Consider the following 17283-nt stretch of genomic DNA (forward strand, 5'->3'; position numbering starts at 1 on the left):
GATGGCCGACTACATCGTTTGGGTTGATTGCGAGATGACTGGGCTTGACCTGGATGTCGATGAGATATGCGAAATCGCGGTGGTAGTTACCGATGGTGAGCTCAACGAACTGGATCTTGGCTTGCAGGTTGTGATCAAGCCAAGCGATAGCGCGCTTGAGAACATGGGCGAATTTGTCACCAAGATGCACACCGACTCTGGACTCATCACCGAGATTCCGGATGGGGTATCACTGCAGAATGCTCAAGAACAGGTGCTCCAATACATCAAGCGCTGGGTCACCCAAGAGCGCACCGCTCCCCTGGCGGGAAACAGCATTGGGACCGACCGCATGTTCTTGAACAAATACATGCCTGAACTAGATAAATACCTGCACTATCGCAACATCGATGTGAGTTCCATCAAAGAGCTCACCAGGCGTTGGTATCCGAGGGTTTACTTCCAGCTTCCAAAGAAAACCGGAAACCACCGAGCTTTGGCAGACATCCGAGAGTCAATTCAAGAACTTCGCTACTACCGCAAGACGGTATTGGTCGAGGCACCAGGACCAGATTCTGAAGCGGCAAAGGTTGCGGCTGCATCACTAAGCGCTGATAGAATCTAACGGCTTCGCAAGAGGCGATGGTGGGTATAGCTCAGCTGGTAGAGCACCTGGTTGTGGTCCAGGGGGCCGCGGGTTCAAGTCCCGTTACTCACCCCAAATGAAAAACCCCAAGTCCTAGGACTTGGGGTTTTTTCTTGTTTTGTTAGGAGTTCGCGCGCTCGAGAATTAGCTCTCTGACTCGGGCTGCATCGGCTTGACCCTTCATGGCTTGCATGACAGCACCAATGACTGCTCCAGCGGCCTGGATCTTGCCCTCGCGAATCTTCTCGAGAACGTCCGGCTGCTTAGCTAGCGCCTCATCGATCGCGGCAATCAATGCGCCCTCGTCGGTAACAACCTTGAGCCCACGCTTTTCAATCACCACAGCGGGTTCCCCCTCGCCGGCTAGCACTCCGGCGACGACCTCTCGAGCCATGCGATCGGTGAGCTCTCCGGAGTCAATTAGCTTCTGAATCTCGGCAACCTGCAGCGGAGTGATGGCAAGCGAGGCGATATCTAGCTCCTGCGAGTTTGCCAGTCGAGCTAGTTCACCGGTCCACCATTTGCGGGCAGCCTGAGGGGCTGCTCCAGCGGCAACGGTTGCCTCAACCTGATCGAGCAGATCTGAATTCACAACATCCCTGAATTCCAGGTCGCTGAAGCCCCACGCGGCCTGCAGACGCTTGCGTCTTAGGGCTGGGTTCTCCGGGAGCGAAGCGCGAATCGATTCAATCCAAGCCTCATCTGGCTGAACTGGAACCAGGTCTGGCTCTGGGAAGTAGCGATAGTCGTCAGCGTCGGACTTTGGTCTGCCCGCCGAGGTGTAGCCGCGGTCCTCGTGCCAGTGTCTGGTTTCCTGAGTGATAGTGCCACCCTGAGACAAGATGTATGCCTGGCGCTGAATCTCGTAGCGCACCGCGTTCTCAATTGAACGCAGCGAGTTCACGTTCTTAGTCTCAGTTCTGGTGCCGAGCTTCTCCTGGCCCTTTGGGCGAAGTGAAACGTTGGCATCGCAGCGCACGTTTCCGCGCTCCATCTTGGCGTCGGAGACATCCATGGTTTTTACGATGTCGCGAATAGCGTGTACATAGGCAGCCGCTAGTTCTGGCGCCTTATCGCCCGCGCCAAAGATCGGCTTGGTCACGATCTCAACCAGTGGCACACCAGCGCGGTTGTAATCAACTAGCGAATATTCCGCTCCCTGAATACGACCGGTTGCGCCACCGACGTGTGTCAGCTTTCCAGCGTCCTCCTCCATGTGAGCGCGCTCAATCAAAACCTTGAAGCTCTCACCGGTTTCAAGCTCAATTGTGATCTCGCCGTCATAAGCGATTGGCTCGTCATACTGCGAGGTCTGGAAGTTCTTTGAAAGGTCTGGGTAGAAATAGTTCTTTCTTGCAAAACGTCCCGTAGGGGCAATCTTGCAACCAAGAGCCAAACCGATCGCCATCGATGACTCAACGGCCTTCTTGTTGACGGCTGGTAGTGAGCCAGGAAGACCTAGGCAGATTGGACAAACATTTGTATTTGGTTCTGATCCGAACACGTTTGCGCAACCGCAAAACATCTTGGTCTTGGTATTTAGCTCAACGTGAACCTCAAGACCAATGACGACCTCGAACTGCTCCAAGGCAGCCTCGTATGAGAGCAAATTGTCTTTAGCCATTAGTTTGCCTCCAACTTTGGTGCCTTGCTCAAAAGCGGTTCGCCCCACTGAGCGAGGTAGAGCTTCTCGATGATTGCGCCCACCCTGTACATCAGAGCGTCCTGCATCTGAGGGGCAAGAATCTGGACTCCAGATGGCAGGCCATCCTCACGAGCGAGACCGTTAGGCACGGACATGCCGGGGATTCCAGCGAGGTTCGCTGGAATTGTTGCAATGTCGTTTAGGTACATCGCAAGCGGGTCATTGACCTTCTCGCCAATCTTGAACGCGGTGGTAGGAGCGGTAGGCGTGAGTAGAACATCGACCTGCTCAAACGCCTTGTTCAGATCCTGCTGGATCAGGGTTCTTACCTTCTGGGCTGAACCGTAGTAGGCATCGTAGTAGCCCGAGGACAGTGCATAGGTGCCAAGGATGATTCGGCGCTTTACCTCAGGGCCGAAGCCAGCTTCGCGGGTAGCGGCCATCACGCGCTCGATGGTTGGGTTTCCATCTGGAGTGACCCGCAGGCCAAATCTAACTGAGTCAAACTTTGCCAGGTTTGATGATGCCTCTGCAGGCAGAATCAGGTAGTAGGCGGCGACCGCATATTCAAAGCTTGGGCAATCAACCTCGACGACCTCAACACCTTCGGCAACCAACTTAGCGATGGTGTCATCGAAGAGTTCTTTGACACCAGGCTGGAAGCCATCGGATGAAAGCTGCTTCACAACACCAACGCGAAGACCCTTTGGGTCCGCCTGACGCACAGCCTGAGCCATTGAACCAAGGGAGCTAGGAAGTGAGGTGGAGTCCATCGGGTCGTGACCTGAGATGACATCTTGCAGCAGTGCGGTGTCCAAAACGTTGTTCGCGACTGGACCAATCTGGTCTAGCGAAGAAGCAAGTGCAATTAGGCCATAGCGTGAAACTGCACCATAGGTTGGCTTCGCTCCAACCGAGCCGGTCACAGCCGCTGGGAAGCGAATTGAACCACCGGTGTCGGAACCGATTGCAACCGGAGCAAGGTGAGCGGAAACCGCGGATGAAGAGCCACCACCGGAACCACCTGGGATTCGATCAAGGTCCCATGGGTTCTTCGATGGACCAAAAGCTGAGTACTCGGTGGAGGAACCCATCGCAAACTCATCCAAGTTGGTCTTACCCAAAATCGGCATTGCAGCGGAGCGTAACTTGGTTACCACGGTTGCGTCATACTGCGGCACCCAGCCTTCAAGGATTTTGGATCCCGATGTGGTTGGCGCATCAGTGGTGGTCAAGTTGTCCTTGACGGCAATTGGAACACCGTGCAGCACCGAAACTGACTCACCGGCTGCAAGCTGCTCATCAGCTCGCTTCGCAGCTGCAATCGCAAGTTCGCGATTTAGGTGCAGGTAGGAGTTGGTAATCGGGTTTAGCTTCTCGGAGCGATCAAAGAATGCCGTGGTCACCTCAACCGAAGAAACCTGCTTGCTCGCAATCAGTTCAGCCAGCTCAGAAGCTGAGCGGTAGACAAGTTCAGACACGTTTACTCCTCATCCAAAATTGCTGCGACTCGGAAGCGACCCTCTGCGCTATCTGGAGCGCTGGAGAGAGCCTGAGCCTGGGTGAGAGAAGGTCTTAGAACATCCTCACGAAAGACATTTGCCATTGGGATTGGGTGCGAGGTGGCTACCACATCTCCGGATACGGCTTGGTTTACCATCGCGACGGAGTCGACAATTACTCCGAGCTCGCCGGCGAGTCGCTCCACCTCCTCGTCGGTTACCAGGATTCTGGCCAGTGAGGCAAGGTGCCTAACGGTATCTGGGGTAATTTCAGACATGCATCAGCTCAATTCGAAGTTGGCGAATGTCTAAAGTCTAGTTTCTTTAGCTAGCTAGTCGGGCGATAAAGGTAGCTTCGTCGATTACCTCGATGCCGAGCTCCTCAGCCTTGGCAAGCTTCGAGCCAGCACCGGGGCCAGCCACCACAAATGAGGTCTTCTTCGATACCGAAGAACTGGCCTTGCCGCCCTGCGCAATGATCTTGGCTTCGGCATCCTCGCGAGTCATTGACTGCATGCTGCCAGTGACAACAATGGTCATTCCACTAAAGATTCCGTCGGTCAAAACTGGCCCCGCGAAGTCTGGAATCTCTAGCTGCACCCCAGACGCTTTCCAGCGCTCAATGATGCGCTGGTGCCAGCTCTCTTGATACCAATCCTTGATTGACGAAGCCAAGGTTGGACCCACTCCGTCAACCTGAGATAGCTCATCTTCGCTGGCCTGAAGAATCTTTTCGATGGATCCAAATTCATTGCATAGTGCTCTAGCCGCGACGGGTCCGACATGGCGAATTGATAACGAAGTGAGAATCTTCCAAAGCTCGCGAGTTTTGGCTTCTTCTAGATTTGCCAGGAGCTTGAGCGCGACCTCGGCTGGAGAGCCGTCCTTCTTGCGGAAGAAGTCGACAATCTTGGGATTACCATCGGCGTCGTGCTTCGGCAGTCCAGTATCTGGGTCCAAGACATAAGCCCGAATCGGTAAGAGTTTTTCAAGAGTCAGATCAAAAAGGTCCGCCTCGCTCTGCACCGGTGGCTGCGAGGGCTCGAGAGGCTGAGTGAGCGCAGTCGCGCTCACATAACCGAGAGCTTCGATGTCCAGCGCTGCTCGAGAACCGATGTATGCGATGCGCTCCCTGAGCTGTGCAGGACAACTCTCGGCATTAGGGCACCTCAGATCAACATCCCCCTCTTGCGCAGGGGCAAGCTCAAATGAGCACTCGGGACAGTGGGTTGGCATTACAAATTCCCGCTCTGAGCCGTTGCGCAGCGCAACTACTGGACCCAATATCTCTGGGATCACGTCTCCGGCTTTTCGCAGTACGACGGTGTCGCCAATCAAAATGCCCTTAGCTCTGACCTGGTCTTGATTGTGCAAGGTTGCGAACTCAACCTCTGATCCAGCAACCTTTACAGGAGCCAGGACTGCGAACGGGGTTGCCCTACCGGTTCTACCAATTGACACCTTGATGTCCAAAAGCTTGGTGTTGACCTGCTCGGGTGGGTATTTATAAGCAATCGCCCACCTAGGCGCCCTTGAAGTAGCACCGAGTTCGCGTTGCCTCGAGAGCTCATCTACCTTCACCACCACCCCGTCGATTTCATGCTCAAGATCGTGGCGCTTTTGACTCAGTTGAGTGATGAACTTGTAAGCGCTAGTTGCATCCTGGGCAACTGCGAACTGTTTGGTGGTTGGTAGACCCCAACTCTCCAGCAGCTGATAAACCTCGGATTGGGTATTGAGACCCTCGAAGCTTCCGAAGCCGTGCACCAACATGCGAAGCGGTCTGGATGCGGTAACAGCAGGGTCCTTTTGACGAAGGGAGCCAGAAGCAGAGTTTCTCGGGTTAGCAAACGGTGGTTTGCCGGCGGCAACCAAATCGGCATTTAGCTTTTCGAAGGCTTTGAGTGGGAAATAAACCTCTCCCCTGATTTCAATTACCGCTGGGTGGTTTGAGCCACTGAGTCTGTGAGGAACACCTTGTATCGTGAGCACATTCTGTGTGACATCCTCACCAGTTTCACCATCACCTCTAGTTGCAGCCTTGACCAAGACCCCGTTTTCGTAGGTGATGGAAAGTGCCAGGCCATCAATTTTTGGTTCACAAAGAAAAGGGCCGCCTCCGGCTCGTTGTGACCAAGCTAGAAACTCTTCCTCGCTGAAGGCGTTATCTAAAGACATCATCGGGGTTAGGTGCTTCACGGGAGCAAATACCTCGCTGGCTTTGCCACCAACCAAAACCGTTGGCGAGCCCTCGGCAACGCCGTGCGCTAACTCCAGGCTCTTGAGTTCGCGCTCCAAAAGGTCGTAGTCATAATCCGAAATCAGCGACTGATTCTCCTGGTAGTAGGCATCGCGGTAGTACTGAATTTGGCGACGAAGCTCTTCGATCCGCTTTTCAGACATTGATTGCCACCGCCGAGACGGTTCTGTCGATCGTGGTTTGACCAAGCACTCTGGTGCCGAGGTAAATTACTGCGGTTTGGCCAGGTGCCACTCCATATAGCGGCTGAGTCAGCTCGATGACCAGCTCACCATCTACTACTGCAGCCCTGGCGGGCACAGTATCGCCGTGAGCACGAACTTGAACCTCACAGTCAAAGAACTCTGCCGTTTCTTTAGGAGCCAATCCACACCAGCTGTAGCGTGATCCTGCCAGTTGAGTGATTTGCAGTGCCTCCTCAGGACCAACAATCACCTCTTTAGTCTTGGGTCTGATCTCCAAAACGTATCTGGGCTTACCGTCCTTTGCAGGCCTTCCAAGCCGCAGACCCTTACGCTGGCCAATGGTGAAACCAACGTGACCATCGTGGGTACCAACTTCGTTGCCCTCGGTGTCGATTATCTTGCCCGGCTCTGAGGGCACAAACTCCCTCAGCCACTCTCTGGTGTCTCCCTCTGGGATGAAGCAGATGTCATAGCTGTCAGGCTTATTAGCAACGCTCAGACCACGCTCTGCAGCCTCTTGGCGAATCAATTCTTTAGATGCAGTGGCCCCTAGCGGAAACATCGAATGACGAAGCTGCTCTTGGGTTAGCACCCCAAGGACATAGCTTTGGTCCTTTGCCATCGCTAACGACCTGTGAAGTTCAAGGTTTCCCAGCTGATCCTCGATTATCGAGGCGTAGTGACCGGTGCAGACCGCATCAAAACCAAGTGCCAAACCCTTTTCCAAGAGCGCTGCGAACTTGATGCGCTCATTGCAACGCATGCATGGGTTTGGGGTTCTACCCGCTTGATACTCGGCGACAAAATCATCGACAACATCAAGCTTGAATCGCTCCGAGAAGTCCCAGACATAAAACGGGATTCCTAGCTTGTTTGCTGCACGTTGCGCGTCCATCGAATCTTCGATGGTGCAGCAGCCTCGAGAGCCTGTTCTCAAGGTACCTGGCATGCGCGACAGCGCTAGGTGAACTCCCACTACTTCGTGGCCCGCTTCAACCGCGCGAGCAGCCGCTACCGCGGAGTCAACTCCACCGCTCATGGCTGCTAAAACTTTCACCCCGAAAGTCTAAATTGCCTTTTGGTTTGCGCCATCCCTTAGCGCGATTGGGTAGCAAAGTTTGATGGCATTCAAAAAGGACTCAATGTCTGAGAGTGTCGTGGTGTGACCAAGTGTGATTCGAATCGCACAGTCAGCGAGCTCCGGGTCATACCCCATGGCAGTTAGAACATGGGATGGAGCTAGAACCCCTGCGGTGCAGGCGCTGCCAGAAGATGCGCTGATGCCTTGCTGATCGAGCAAAAACAAAAGACTGTCGCTTTGAGCACCAGGGAAAATCAAGTTGCTGGTGTGAGCGATTCGGTTGGCTCCAACGCTGGTCTTGATGACTTCTGGAAACGCTGTTTGAACCTCCCGCTCTAGATGGTCCCTTAGCTCACCGAGTTTTGCCTCACGCTCTTCTCGATCCTGCATGGCCGCCTGCGCCGCAGCTGATAGCGCGGCAGCCAGCGGATAGCTCATGGTGCCGGAGCGGAGGCTGCGCTCTTGAGAGCCGCCGTGTAGCAAAGGGGTTGGCTTTTGAGAGCGGGAAACAAAGAGTGCCCCGACACCGATTGGCGCTCCAAATTTGTGGCCGGAAATTGCCATCGATGCAAGCCCTGATGATTTGAAGTTGATTGGCAAATGTCCAAAAGCTGCGACTGCATCGCAGTGCACCGGGATTCCCTGGGCGATTCTCACAACCTGGTCAATGTCAGTAATGACCCCGGTTTCATTGTTTACCCACATCAGGCTGATGAAAGCAATCTCGTCTTTTCGCGCAGTTACTATCTCTCGAAGCTGATCCAGGTTTATCTCGCCAGATGTAGCAACATCTAGCCAGATGACCTCGGCTCCTTCATGCTCCTGAAGCCAAAGAATCGGGTCCAACACCGCATGGTGCTCAGTGGGTGAGGAAATAATCAAGCGCTTACCAGAGGCCCAGTAGAGACCCTTGATCGCTTGGTTGTTGGCCTCAGTCCCACCCGATAGGAAAACCACCTCGTTGCGATCAGCTCCTGCAAGGTTTGCCAATAGGTCTCGTGCGTCCTCCAGTACGGCCCTGGAGCCCTGACCCGAGGTGTGGACAGAGGATGGATTACCAACCAATTGCAGGGCGCTACTAAGTGCCTCGATTGCCGCAGGGCGAACCGGAGTGGTTGAGGCGTGGTCCAGAAAAACTCTCATGACAGTGCCCCAATTGTCACACGCTAGAAACTTTTTGTAGATAAGTTGGGTTTTCTTATGCTTGAACACCGCCTTGCCGATGATGCTCCACAGCTTGGGCTCAGCCTCAGCGCTGGCGGTGGTGAATTCAAAGTTTGGTCAGCGAGCGCCGACGAAATCTCCCTACACATTCTGAACCCAGATAACACCTCAGAGTCATTACATGTAATAGAGCTTGAAAAGACCGAGGGCGATATCTTCGCGGCTCAGGACGAGCGTTTGCACCAAGGCATGAAATACGTTCTTCGGGCCAAAGGTCCCGAGGGTTCACGTCATGCCTTTCAACCCGAGCGCAATCTCCTAGATCCATACGCCAAGGGTCTAGTTCGCGAGAGTCCCAAGGATTACCACTGTGTGGCAGTAGACACCGAGTTTGACTGGCAGGGGGTCACTAAGCCAGGCATCGCGCTTTCTGAGAGCATCATTTATGAAGCACACCTCAGAGGGCTCACCCGCGTAAACCCGGCCATCCCTGAGGAGATCCGCGGGTCATACGCTGCCCTAGGCCACCCCGCGACCATCGACTATCTCAAAAACCTAGGCATCACAGCGATTGAGCTACTGCCCATTCAGGCTCTTATCTCTGAACCGCGCCTTATCAATCTTGGTCTTATCAACTACTGGGGCTACAACACCATCAACTTCTTTACCCCACACATGCGATACGCGGCCGAAGCAACCAGGGCCCAGGGTCCGAGCGCAATTCTCAAGGAATTGAAAACCGCTATCCGCGAACTGCACCGTGCGGGGATTGAGGTCATCATGGATGTGGTCTATAACCACACCGCAGAGGGTGGCCACAAAGGACTCACCTACTCCTATCGAGGTTTAGACAACTCGAACTACTACCGCCAAGACGATTTTGGTAACTACCAAGACACAACAGGCTGCGGCAACAGCTTGAACTTCGGTAACCCAATGGTTCAAAAGCTCGCCCTGGATTCGCTGCGCTATTGGACCCAGGAGCTACAGATTGATGGCTACCGCTTTGATCTAGCCGCCACGCTCGCACGGGACGAGAACAATCACTTCAACCCGCAACACCCATTGCTCTTAGCGATGCAACAAGATCCGATCATCTCCGAAGCAAAGCTAATCATGGAACCGTGGGATGTTGGTATGGGTGGTTGGCAGACCGGTAATTTCCCAGCCGGATTCCCCGAGTGGAACGATCGCTTTAGAGACTCGGTAAGAAAGTTCTGGCTCAGCGACATCGCGCACGCGAGAAACAACGGCAGCCACCACAACACCGTGCAGGAGCTTGCCGGTCGAATTTCCGGAAGCCAGGACATCATGGTGGACGGCTCCCCCTTGGGTAGCATCAACTTCATAACCGCACACGATGGCTTTACGCTCTGGGATTTGGTCTCACACAACGTCAAGCACAACAGCGCCAACGGTGAGGGAAACCGTGATGGCGCTAACAACAACCTCAGCTTCAATCACGGGTTTGAGGGCGAGACGCCAAACCCCTCTATCAACTTTGCCCGTCGCAAGGCAGCTCGCAATCTGATTGGAACCCTGCTGCTTTCAGCAGGCGTGCCAATGCTTACCGCCGGTGATGAAAGACTCAAATCCCAAGGCGGTAATAACAATGCCTACTGCCAAGACAACGTCATCACCTGGCAAAACTGGGAGCCAAACTCGCACCAAAGCGACTTTGAACTCACCGTCTCTCACCTCATTGCATTGCGCAAGCAATATCCGGCGCTCCGACCTAGGGGTTTTGCTCACATCGATGAACCCACCCCAGAGCACGACCAGATGCTTTGGTTCTCCATCCGTGGCGACGAGATGGGTCTTGAGGATTGGCACAACCCTGAAAGACGAGTGTTGCAGCGGCTGAGCTATCACCTCATGAACGATGGTTCTAAGCAGGGGTTACTGCTAGTGATCAACGGTCAAGAGCAGGTCAGCAATGTCACTTTGCCAAGACGAGAGGGCATTGGGTCGTTCGAGCTTTTGTGGGATAGCGCTCTTGAGCTACCCCCAAAGCGGACTATCTTGCTAAACCCCGGCTCCAAGCTTCGAATGGTTGAGGCCAGCATGCAGCTTTTCCTAGTTAGATAACCATTTAGTCAATTTGCAAGCGGTTTCGGCTCTGGCTCACTAAATTGTGAACGTGGAGACCAAATCTTTCGCCATTGGGCGCATTCCGATCACAAAGACCTGGCCAAGCGTGGATGGCGGGTTATTCAAGGCCAAGGCTTTTGTTGGTGAGGTCATCGAGTTTGGAGCCATCGCATTTCGCGAGGGACATGATGCCATCGCGGTTGACCTATTGCTCACCGACCCAAAGGGCAAGACACAGCGCATAAAACTCCACCCGGGACGACCAGGATTAGACCAGTGGGTCACCAAGGTGCAGCTGAACGAGGTCGGCGATTACAGCTATCAAATCTCAGCATGGGACGACGAGTTCGCAACCTGGCTTCACAACACCGAGGTAAAGCTAAAGGCCGGAGTTGACCAGGAGCTGATGATGCTCGAGGGTCAGCGATTGTTGAACAAAATGGCCACCGCCTACCCAAAGCAAAAGAAAGAACTGACTCGTTTTGCAGAACTACTAGCTGCCAAAACACCCAAGGAAGCGTTTGAAGATGCACTTTTGCAGGGGTTGGCAGAACTAGCCAACTCCACTCCACTTCGAAACCTAGAGACCCTGTCAGAGCCCCGCTTGGTTTACTGCGAGCGCACTCTCGCGGGCTCGGGCAGCTGGTATGAGTTTTTCCCAAGGAGCGAGGGTGCTAAAAAGGACAAATCCGGCAAGGTAATCTCGGGTAATTTCAAGACCGCGGTCGCATCGTTAGACCGAGTGAAGCAAATGGGATTCGATGTTCTCTATCTGCCTCCGGTCCACCCAATCGGTACCGCTCACAAAAAAGGGAAAAACAACACCCTCGATGCCTCTGAAGAGGACCCAGGCTCACCCTGGGCAATTGGTAACACCGCAGGTGGCCACGACACCATTCACCCAGATCTCGGCACCGAAAAAGATTTCAAGGACTTTGTAAAGTCAGCCAACAAGCTCGGTATTGAGATTGCGATGGATCTCGCTCTCCAGGCTTCTCCAGATCACCCCTGGGTTAGCACCAACACCGAGTGGTTCACGACTCGGGCCGACGGTTCGATCGCGTATGCCGAGAACCCACCAAAGAAGTATCAAGACATCTACCCGATCAACTTCGATAACGACCCTGAGGGCATTTACCAAGAGGTATTGCGCGTAGTTCGCAAGTGGATCTCATTCGGGGTCATGATCTTCCGGGTGGACAACCCCCACACCAAGCCGGTCTCGTTCTGGCAGCGCTTGATAGCAGAGGTGAATCGCAAGGACCCACAGGTGATTTTCCTAGCCGAGGCATTCACCAGACCCGCCATGATGCACGCGCTTGGTAAGGCCGGGTTCCAACAGTCCTACTGCTACTTCGCATGGCGAAATCACAAGGATGAGCTGGCTGGCTATCTGAAGGAGCTGAGCCAAGACTCGGCAGATTTCTTTAGGCCAGCGCTCTGGGTAAACACCCCAGACATTTTGACCGAGTACCTGCAGTTTGGTGGCAAACCCGCGTTCAAGATTCGCGCCACCATCGCAGCCACCGCAGGGGCAACCTGGGGTATGTATTCAGGCTTTGAGCTTTATGAATCAGTGGCCAGGGCAGGTGCCGAGGAGAACATCGACAACGAGAAGTACGAATACAAATTCCGTGACTTCGAAGCTGCCCTGAAGACTGGGAATTCGCTGGCTCCAAGAGTCACCCTGCTAAACCAGATTCGCAAGGAAAACCCGGCGCTGCGACAGCTTCGCAACCTGGTGGTTCACCACAGTGATGACTCCGAGATCTTGGTCTTCTCCAAGCACCTAAGTGCTGAGCACGCTGGTGGCAAGGAGAACACCATCATCGTGGTGGTTAACACCGATCCGCACTCCGTGCGCGAGAGCATGGTGCATCTCGACTTGCAGGCCTTGAATGTCTCGCCCGGATTCAAGGTGACCGATTTAATCACCGGGGCGAGCTACACCTGGGGTGAGCACAACTTCGTGCGGCTAGATGCATTCACTGAGCCGGCACACGTTCTAAGGATCGAGCGATGAACCCTGATGCCCACGAGTTGCAACTGGTTGCAGAGGGACGCCATCACAATCCACACTCGGTTTTAGGTTTTCACCAGGAAGCTAAAAACTGGGTGGTTAGAGCGCTTAGACCATTTGCCAAATCGGTAATGCTCAAGACCAAGTCCGACAACTTTATCGCTGAGCATGTCTTTGGCGGCATTTGGGAGGTCCGCGGCGATAAGAAACTCGGCGACTACCGCATTATTGCCGAATACGAGAACGCCCCTGCTTGGGAGTCCGATGACCCCTACCGCTATTTACCAAAACTTGGTGATCTTGACATCCATCTGATTGCCGAGGGTAGGCACGAGCAGTTATGGCAAGCCCTTGGTGCTCACTACATCGAATCCAAGGATTCGTTAGGCGACACCTCCGGGGTGAGCTTCAAGGTCTGGGCACCAAATGCTCAGAGTGTTCGCGTGGTGGGTGATTTCAATCACTGGGATGGTCAGCTCTATCAGATGCGGTCCATGGGCCACTCCGGTGTGTGGGAGTTATTCATCCCAGGCGTGAAGCCTGGAGCGCTTTACAAGTTCCAGATTCGCACCAAGCATGGCAACTGGATCACCAAGATTGACCCGCTTGCTCGTCGCTGCGAGATTCCACCCGCAACCGCATCAATCGTGGATGCTAGTGATTACAAGTGGTCAGACACGCTTTGGATGGAGAGCCGCGCTAAACAGGATGCACTGCGCTCCCCCATGAGCGTCTATGAGCTTCACCTGGGTTCTTGGCGCGGAGCGAAGAACTACCGTGAGATGGCATCGGATTTGATTGGCCATGTCAAGTTCTTGGGGTTTACTCACGTTGAGTTCATGCCGCTGGCCGAGCACCCATTCGGTGGTAGCTGGGGCTATCAAGTGACCGGTTACTACGCACCAACCTCTCGCTTTGGTAGCCCAGATGACTTCCGATACCTGGTAGACCAGCTTCACAATGCCGGTATCGGCGTGATCATGGACTGGGTGCCAGCGCACTTTCCAAAGGATGACTGGGCCCTTGCTAGATATGACGGCGAAGCTCTCTATGAAGATGCCGATCCGCGCCGTGGCGATCACCCCGACTGGGGCACCCACGTTTTCAACTTCGGCCGCACCGAGGTAAAAAACTTCTTGGTGGCCAACGCGCTCTATTGGCTAGAAGAGTTCCACATCGATGGACTCCGAGTCGATGCGGTCGCTTCGATGCTTTATTTGGACTACTCGAGAAAAGACGGCGAGTGGCTACCGAACATTTATGGCGGTCGAGAAAATCTTGACGCAATCGAGTTTCTCAAAGAGGTAAATGCCACTGCATATAAGCGAAACCCCGGAATCATGATGATCGCCGAGGAGTCGACTGCATTCCCGGGAGTCTCCGCACCCACCGACCAGGGTGGTCTGGGATTTGGCTTCAAGTGGAACATGGGCTGGATGCACGATTCGCTGGAATACATCCAAAAGGACCCGATGTGGCGAAGGTATCACCACGGTGAAATCACCTTCTCCATGCTCTATGCCTACGACGAGAAGTTTGTGCTTCCCATCAGCCACGATGAGGTTGTTCACGGCAAGGGATCGCTTCTTGCCAAGATGCCGGGAGACCATTGGCAAAAACTTGCCAACATGCGCGCCTACCTGAGCTTCATGTGGTCTCACCCAGGAAAGAAGCTGTTATTCATGGGCCAGGAGTTTGCTCAACCCTCCGAATGGTCCGAGTCAAGAGAGCTTGACTGGTGGCTGCTTGATCACCACCCACATCGCGGGATGCAGCAGCTGGTCGCAGACCTAAACCGAATCTATGTAGAAAACCCCGCACTCTGGGAGTTGGACCACGAGCGCGACGGTTTTCAGTGGATCGATGGTGGTAACGCCGATCAGAACCTGCTGAGCTTCTTGCGAATCGATGGCAAGGGAAACCAAATTGCTTGCATCATCAACTTTGCTGGACACCCGTATGAGAACTTCAGAATCGGATTACCAAAGCAAGGTGACTGGACCGAGTTACTAAACACCGACGCCGAAATCTATGGCGGTAGCGGGGTAGGAAATTACGGCTCGGTCAAGGCGGAGGCAAACCCCATGCATGGCAGAGAGTTCTCGGCGAGTGTGAACATCCCACCACTTGGGGCGATCTGGCTAAAAGGCTAGAAAAGTAGCGAGGCCAAGCGCCTTCTGGCGGCTAACACCGGCTCCTCGCTATCACCAATTAGAGTGAATAGCTCCAGCAATCGGGTGCGGATCTGGTCGCGTGCATCGAGATTCACCGCAAACTCGTCAAGTAGCACCTTGAATGCTGCCGCTGCATCGCCTCCAACCAAGAGTTGATCGGCAGCAGCGAAAAGCGCAGCGTGCTCTCCTGGCTCTGGGGCCTGAAGGCGCTTCATCAGTTTGACCTGAGCCAGGCCAGCCTTGGCATCTTGATCAGCAGGCTTCTCAGTCAGATATTTGGCAAAGATTGCCTCCGCAGTATCCAGATCGCCACGATCAATAGCCTCATAGGCTGCTACAAACTCAGCTGGGGCGGGCTTCTGCGCCTCTGTGCCTGCGCCAAGCGACACCCTGCCGGTTAGGCCATTTTGGGCTGCGGCCTGCAGTACCTGAGAGAGAATCTCTGCCATCTGCTGCATGGTGGCTTCGCCCTTGAAAATTGGAGCGGGTTGCCCAGCCAAAATTGCCAGTGCTGCTGGTGCTTGATTCACAGCCACGGCAGCAGCAAGCTGGGGTGAAGTCTCAAGATCGACATCGATACCCACAAGGCGGCCCTCGCCAGAGGCAATGATTTCGGTTAGTGCCTTGCGGACACGAGCTGAGGCCTCTGAAGAGTCTGAGATCAACATGATCACCGGAAGCTTCTCACTCAGTGCTAGGTAGCGACGAAGGGTTGGCTCATCGGCCTTTACTAGCCAAGAGCTGACGGTTTCACCGGCTGGGTTTGCACCGGATGCGGATAGGTCCATAGCGCCAAAGTTTGTCATCGGGTTCCTAGGTTCACGGTGGTGAGAAGCTGCTGGGTAGCACCCAAAAGCCTTACGGGTTGATCGGACCCGGTTGATGGGATGTGGAACAGCAGCATCGAGCCATATCTGGTTTCGATACCGGTTGAGCTACCACCAGTTCCCAAGAGCAATGCCTCGTCACCGGTGATTGCAACCGCGTCGCCAGGCTCCTTGGGGATGATGGTGTAGGTGTCGATCATGTAGATGGCGGCAAGAGCGCCACCGTCTGCGGTTGCCAACATGTTGATCTTGTTATCACCGAGCCTGTGATCAAAGCTCAGGTTGGCATTACTCAAAGTCTCCGTAAGGTTCTGCTGCACAGCAGCCAGATCCATAACGTATTTGTTCTCCGGATCAACCAGCGTTGCCCATGCTGAGTCTCCGGCGTTGTTGATCAGATCACCAACCGCCTCGGGAAGTTTTTGCGGTTCGAAGGAGAGGAACTTGCTGTCAGATTTGACGATGTTCGCACCCACGGTCTCGGCTCCAACCTCAGGGAAGGTGGTGCCGGGCAAAAGGTTGGAGAAGTGCACTAGAACGTAGTTCTCCCTCGCACTCTCCTGACGAAGCACAAGCAGTTGCAGCTGCTCATCACCGGTAACCACCATGACAGATCGTGGCCAGGCATCGGTGGCACTTGGCAGGAATAGCTTGATTGGGCCGGATTGAATCGGTTGTGGCTTGTCATCCGCCTCGGTTCTTCGAAGCAGGTTGTATTCGGCTCTGCGCATCGCTAGCGCGGCACCCGCGGTTCTGACCTCAATGGTCTCTCTGTCCAACTCAGTGTCGGCAATTGAGATGGCCTCAGCAATCTCATCGAGGATTCGAACCAGCTGAACCTTAGTCATCACCGGGGTCAGCGTGTCAGGTGCGGCCGATGGCGAGGGGCTCATCAGCGGGGATTCGTATTGCGGTGTGCAGCCCGCTAGCAAGGAGACGCTGATTAGGCCAGCAACCATTCCTAAACGCTGTGCTCTTCGGCCCTGACCAGGGCGTCGTTGCACGAGAGTCTTGAAACGCCTTGGTCTTGGGCGCTTCGGGCCGCGAAGACCGCGCCCTGGTCGAGCACCACGGTTCTTGAGATACGCATCCCAGAGCACGATCAGCGCGCCGATGAGCATTATGGCAAGGCCGATTGGGGGCAGTGGGCTCAGTGGAATGGCACCCTTAGGCAGAGTCCAGGTAACGACAACCTTGTTCGGAGCAGGGTCATCGCCGGTGCTGGCAATCAAGACCGCCGCTTCATTGCCGGCCGGCACCTTGATGGAATCAAAATCCTTACTGTCTACCGAGGTTCGCCAGATGTCATAGCCGCGGGGGTCGATCAGATTACCCTCCCCTGGCCTTTCGATTTCCGCCAGCGAGACCGTCTGGGAGTCCTGGTTCACCTCGAGCCTTAGCTCCAGGTGCGGCGAAGGAGTCAGCCACGCAATCGCATCCGACTCTCTCACGGTCGCCAGGAAGACTTCTTTGGTGCCGGAGGCGCTCACCTGAACGTTTCCCGGATACGAGGTCAATGTGCGGTTTGGGATAAGTAAGTAAGGAGCGGACTTATCGAGGGTTTTAGTGATCTCGATTCGCTCTAGCGGAGAGTTGCGAATCTGATCAACAACGCCAACCGCGGTAAGGGAAATCCCCAGCACGAAGGCCGTGATTCCGATCCACATCCGCATAAATAGGCTCCTACTAGACTTTCCTAGCCTCTGAAG

Annotated in this window: 12 protein-coding genes and 1 tRNA gene; 5 read left to right on the forward strand and 8 right to left on the reverse strand. The window is 54.5% G+C overall.

All coding sequences use genetic code 11. From position 1 onward, the window contains the following. Position 1 precedes the first annotated feature (1 nt). A complete protein-coding gene (orn, locus tag OO713_RS04240) occupies positions 2–604 on the forward strand; it encodes an oligoribonuclease (protein WP_264784856.1) in 603 nt (200 codons plus the stop codon). Between the two features lie 20 nt (positions 605–624). Next, positions 625–700 (forward strand) — tRNA-His (locus tag OO713_RS04245). Positions 701–746: 46 nt separating this feature from the next. Here the strand turns inward: OO713_RS04245 and gatB are convergent. The 6 genes from gatB to OO713_RS04275 are packed head-to-tail and all read right to left on the reverse strand — an operon-like array spanning position 747 to position 8441. Further along, entirely contained in the window at positions 747–2249 is a 1503-nt protein-coding gene (gene gatB / locus OO713_RS04250; protein ID WP_264784857.1) for an Asp-tRNA(Asn)/Glu-tRNA(Gln) amidotransferase subunit GatB, read from the reverse strand. Further along, complete coding sequence (gene gatA, locus OO713_RS04255) at positions 2249–3751, reverse strand: Asp-tRNA(Asn)/Glu-tRNA(Gln) amidotransferase subunit GatA (protein WP_264784858.1); 1503 nt, start codon at positions 3749–3751, stop codon at positions 2249–2251. The genes gatB and gatA overlap by 1 nt, the downstream gene beginning before the upstream one ends. 2 nt (positions 3752–3753) lie before the next feature. Next, on the reverse strand, positions 3754–4050 hold the full coding sequence (gene gatC, locus OO713_RS04260; protein ID WP_264784859.1) for an Asp-tRNA(Asn)/Glu-tRNA(Gln) amidotransferase subunit GatC: 297 nt from the start codon (positions 4048–4050) through the stop codon (positions 3754–3756). Between the two features lie 46 nt (positions 4051–4096). Continuing rightward, positions 4097–6175, reverse strand: coding sequence for an NAD-dependent DNA ligase LigA (gene ligA / locus OO713_RS04265; protein ID WP_264784861.1), 2079 nt, complete (start codon positions 6173–6175; stop codon positions 4097–4099). Next, a complete protein-coding gene (gene mnmA, locus OO713_RS04270; RefSeq protein ID WP_264784863.1) occupies positions 6168–7274 on the reverse strand; it encodes a tRNA 2-thiouridine(34) synthase MnmA in 1107 nt (368 codons plus the stop codon). The genes ligA and mnmA overlap by 8 nt, the downstream gene beginning before the upstream one ends. 9 nt (positions 7275–7283) lie before the next feature. Then, on the reverse strand, positions 7284–8441 hold the full coding sequence (locus OO713_RS04275) for a cysteine desulfurase family protein (protein WP_264784864.1): 1158 nt from the start codon (positions 8439–8441) through the stop codon (positions 7284–7286). Positions 8442–8498: 57 nt separating this feature from the next. Here OO713_RS04275 and glgX point away from each other — a divergent pair, with 57 nt between their 5' ends. Genes glgX through glgB form a run of 3 tightly spaced genes read left to right on the forward strand, consistent with a single transcriptional unit; the run spans position 8499 to position 14726 of the window. Next, positions 8499–10550 carry a glycogen debranching protein GlgX gene (gene glgX / locus OO713_RS04280; protein ID WP_264784865.1) on the forward strand — a complete coding sequence of 684 codons (2052 nt, stop codon included), beginning with the start codon at positions 8499–8501 and terminating at the stop codon, positions 10548–10550. A 52-nt stretch (positions 10551–10602) separates the two neighbouring features. After that, positions 10603–12576 carry a maltotransferase domain-containing protein gene (locus tag OO713_RS04285; protein WP_264784866.1) on the forward strand — a complete coding sequence of 658 codons (1974 nt, stop codon included), beginning with the start codon at positions 10603–10605 and terminating at the stop codon, positions 12574–12576. Then, positions 12573–14726 (forward strand): 1,4-alpha-glucan branching protein GlgB, encoded by a 2154-nt coding sequence (gene glgB, locus OO713_RS04290; RefSeq protein WP_264784867.1) that lies wholly within the window; start codon positions 12573–12575, stop codon positions 14724–14726. The genes OO713_RS04285 and glgB overlap by 4 nt, the downstream gene beginning before the upstream one ends. On the opposite strand, the gene OO713_RS04295 is transcribed toward glgB, so the two are convergent. Then, positions 14723–15553, reverse strand: coding sequence for a tetratricopeptide repeat protein (locus OO713_RS04295; RefSeq protein WP_264784868.1), 831 nt, complete (start codon positions 15551–15553; stop codon positions 14723–14725). The genes glgB and OO713_RS04295 overlap by 4 nt on opposite strands. Continuing rightward, the gene (locus OO713_RS04300; protein WP_264784870.1) at positions 15550–17247 is read right to left on the reverse strand and encodes a hypothetical protein; all 1698 of its coding nucleotides are present in this window, start codon (positions 17245–17247) and stop codon (positions 15550–15552) included. The genes OO713_RS04295 and OO713_RS04300 overlap by 4 nt, the downstream gene beginning before the upstream one ends. Positions 17248–17283: the final 36 nt, after the last annotated feature.

Origin of the sequence: Aquiluna sp. KACHI24 (genome assembly GCF_025997915.1) — a bacterium.
Lineage (GTDB): Bacteria > Actinomycetota > Actinomycetes > Actinomycetales > Microbacteriaceae > Aquiluna.

Coding starts and splice junctions, on each gene's coding strand:
- orn (WP_264784856.1), top strand. CDS start 2: ATGGCCGACTACATCGTTTGGGTTGATTGCGAGATGACTGGGCTTGAC.
- gatB (WP_264784857.1), bottom strand. CDS start 2,249: ATGGCTAAAGACAATTTGCTCTCATACGAGGCTGCCTTGGAGCAGTTC.
- gatC (WP_264784859.1), bottom strand. CDS start 4,050: ATGTCTGAAATTACCCCAGATACCGTTAGGCACCTTGCCTCACTGGCC.
- ligA (WP_264784861.1), bottom strand. CDS start 6,175: ATGTCTGAAAAGCGGATCGAAGAGCTTCGTCGCCAAATTCAGTACTAC.
- OO713_RS04275 (WP_264784864.1), bottom strand. CDS start 8,441: ATGAGAGTTTTTCTGGACCACGCCTCAACCACTCCGGTTCGCCCTGCG.
- glgX (WP_264784865.1), top strand. CDS start 8,499: ATGCTTGAACACCGCCTTGCCGATGATGCTCCACAGCTTGGGCTCAGC.
- glgB (WP_264784867.1), top strand. CDS start 12,573: ATGAACCCTGATGCCCACGAGTTGCAACTGGTTGCAGAGGGACGCCAT.
- OO713_RS04295 (WP_264784868.1), bottom strand. CDS start 15,553: ATGACAAACTTTGGCGCTATGGACCTATCCGCATCCGGTGCAAACCCA.
- OO713_RS04300 (WP_264784870.1), bottom strand. CDS start 17,247: ATGCGGATGTGGATCGGAATCACGGCCTTCGTGCTGGGGATTTCCCTT.